We start from the raw sequence: 3,067 nt of genomic DNA on the forward strand, positions 1-3,067 counted from the left end.
TGACTATGGCAGTGTTATTCGGACCCACCAGGGCAATCTAAGCGGGACCCACTTCGGCTGTTTCGGGGTGTCTGGGGCAATCTAAGCCGGACCCACCTCCACCGTTGTTGCAACGTGTTTTCGTTGCTCAAGGTGGAGGTTTCGGATGGAGTTTCGGGTGGAGTTGTTCGCGCGGATCAGACGTGATGCGCGCGTGGAGGGCCTCTCGATCAGGGAGCTGGCCCGAAGACACGGAGTCGGGCGGCCGACGGTGCGGCAGGCCCTCGCGCAGGCGGAACCGCCGGCCCGGAAACCGCGGGTGCGAACCGCACCTCGGTTGGACGTATTCAAACCGGCGATCGACGAGATGCTCCGCCAGGACCTCGACGGACCCAAGAAGCAGCGGCACACGGCGAGGCGGATCTTCGCTCGCCTTGCGGAAGAGCACGACGCGACCGAGCTGTCGTATTCGACGGTCCGTGACTATGTTCGCCGTCGTCGGCCGGAGATAGATGTCGAGGCGGGCCGGTTGCCCGAGGTGTTCGTCCCGCAGGAGCACGCGCCTGGCGCGGAAGCAGAGGTCGATTTCGGCGAGGTCTGGGTGGTGCTCGCTGGGGTGAAAACGAAATGCCACATGTTCGCCTTCCGCCTCTCGCACTCGGGGAAGGCGATCCACCGGATCTATCCGACGCAAGCGCAGGAAGCGTTCCTCGAGGGCCACATCGACGCGTTCGAGGACATCGGCGGGATCCCGACCCGGCACATCCGCTACGACAATCTCACCGACGCCGTCGTGAAGGTCATCTACGGCACCGGCCGGCAGCGCACCGAGAACCAACGGTGGGTCCTGTTCCGCTCACACTATGGATTCGATGCGTTTTACTGCCACCCCGGGATCGAGGGAGCTCATGAGAAGGGCGGCATCGAGGGTGACGTCGGCCGGTTCCGCCGCACCCACCTCTCACCCATGCCCGTTGTGGACACCCTCGCCGAACTGAATCAGAAGGTCCGTCAGTGGGATCTCGACGACGAGAACCGCAGGATCGGCGACCGCATCCGCACAGTGGCTCAGGACTTCGCTCTTGAGCGGGAGCTGCTGGCACCGATCACGGCGGAGCGGTTCGAGCCGGGCCTGTCGTTGACGCCTCGGGTGAGCCGGTCGAGTCTGGTCCGGGTGCGAATGGCGTCGTATTCTGTCCCGGCCCGGTTCATCGGCCGCACTGTGAGGGTGTCGCTCCGCGCATCGGAAGTAGTCATCTTTGATGGCCGAACCATGATTGCCAGGCATCCTCGGGTGGTCGCACTGCACGGGCAGAGCGTGAATCTCGACCATTACCTCGAGGTCCTCCAGCGCAAGCCCGGCGCTTTCCCCGGTTCGACCGCTCTCGCTCACGCCAGGGCGACCGGTCACTTCACCTCAGCTCATGAAGCGTTCTGGGCCGCGGCACGGAAGACCGATGGTGATGCTGGTGGCACCCGAGCCCTGATCGACGTTCTGCTGCTGCACCGTTCGATGGCTGCTCAGGCCGTTGTCGCCGGCATGACCGCCGCACTGACGGTCGGCGCCGTCACCGCCGATGTCGTCGCGGTCGAGGCCCGACGCCACGAAGCCTTGGGTGGGTCCGGGTTGGACCGTCACCTCGCCGATCAAGCTCGTGGTCCGGAGCGGCGAGTGGTCAGTCTTACTCAGCGCCGTCTCGCGGACCCGGCCGCCGTTATTGCCGGCCTTCCGGCCGACACCAGGCCCTTGCCATCCGTTGCCGCTTACGACCAGCTGCTCCGTATGCCCGATCGAACGCCACCCGACACAGAGCCCAGCGTCAAGAAGGGAACAGGTTCATGACCACTATGACAACCATCACCACCACCCTGCGGAGAAGGCGAGGCCTCACCGAGGAAGCCGCGAATGCAGCCATCGATCAGGCCTGTCGGCGGCTTCGCCTTCCGACAATTCGTGCGGTCGTCGAGGAAGCCACGACCACTGCGCAGAAAGAGCAGCTCTCCTATCAAGGGTTCCTGGCGGAGCTGCTGTTGGCGGAGTGCGACGACCGCGACCGGCGCTCCTCCGTTCGCCGTGTCAAGGCGGCGGGGTTCCCTCGGGATAAGTGGCTTGGGGACTTCGACTTTGACGCCAACTCGAACATCAATCCGGCCACGATCAACACCCTTGCTACCGGCGACTGGGTTCGACGAGGCCAGCCGCTCTGTCTCATCGGTGACTCGGGCACCGGCAAGTCGCACCTACTCATCGCCCTCGGCACCGCGGCGGCAGAGAAAGGGTTCCGGGTCAAATACACGCTCGCAACCCGGCTCGTGAACGAACTCGTCGAAGCCGCCGACGAGAAGAACCTCGCCCGGACCATCGCCCGTTACGGAAGGGTCGACCTGCTCATGATCGACGAACTGGGCTACATGGAACTCGACCGAAGAGGCGCGGAACTCCTCTTTCAAGTCCTGACCGAGAGGGAGGAGAACAATTCAATCGCGATCGCATCAAACGAGTCGTTCTCCGGTTGGACGAAGACCTTCACGGACCCGCGGCTCTGCGCGGCGATCGTCGACCGACTGACGTTCAACGGCACCATCATCGAAACCGGCACCGACTCCTACCGGCTCGCCCACACGCAGAAACAACGAGCCGCGACAGCAACGATCAGCGGCTGATAGTGGCATCCCTGGCGCGGGAACGAGCCCAGGGTCAGGCGTGGTTCTGGATCGCCTCGACGAGCTGCGCGACAGAGGGAACGCCAGCGAAACCGGAGTCACTGCGATAGACCCGGCACGCCAGATCGGAGGTTCGTCCATCCGACGGGAACGCATCCACACCATCGAGAAGGATCGTCGGCGAGCCTGCAAACGGGACCACCGCGGCCTGGACGCTATCTGTCAGCAGACGATACGTCACCTCGACATCGACTCGACCCAACTCGGTCAGCGCCGACTCAACCCGCGTCCCCGCCTCCATCCAATTCGGACACTCATCAATATGAAGAATCTCTACACGCATACCCCAGTATCACTCGTTGTGACCAGACTCCGGGTCCCGCTTAGATTGCCCAGGTGGGTCCCAGTTGGGTTGACATAGCCA

General features: G+C 63.8%; 3 protein-coding genes. 2 read left to right on the plus strand and 1 reads right to left on the minus strand.

All coding sequences use genetic code 11. The features are described from left to right. The first annotated feature begins 145 nt into the window (after window positions 1-145). Window positions 146-1,822, plus strand: coding sequence for an IS21 family transposase (gene istA, locus E3O50_RS17535; RefSeq protein ID WP_134558500.1), 1,677 nt, complete (start codon window positions 146-148; stop codon window positions 1,820-1,822). 5 nt (window positions 1,823-1,827) lie between these two features. Continuing rightward, window positions 1,828-2,643 carry an IS21-like element helper ATPase IstB gene (gene istB, locus E3O50_RS17540; protein ID WP_198413606.1) on the plus strand — a complete coding sequence of 272 codons (816 nt, stop codon included), beginning with the start codon at window positions 1,828-1,830 and terminating at the stop codon, window positions 2,641-2,643. A gap of 34 nt (window positions 2,644-2,677) precedes the next feature. On the opposite strand, the gene E3O50_RS17545 is transcribed toward istB, so the two are convergent. Beyond that, window positions 2,678-2,986: a hypothetical protein gene (locus E3O50_RS17545; RefSeq protein WP_134558502.1), complete on the minus strand. Its 309-nt coding sequence runs from the start codon at window positions 2,984-2,986 to the stop codon at window positions 2,678-2,680. Window positions 2,987-3,067: the final 81 nt, after the last annotated feature.

This window comes from Cryobacterium sp. MDB1-18-1, assembly GCF_004402735.1.
Taxonomy (GTDB): domain Bacteria; phylum Actinomycetota; class Actinomycetes; order Actinomycetales; family Microbacteriaceae; genus Cryobacterium; species Cryobacterium glucosi.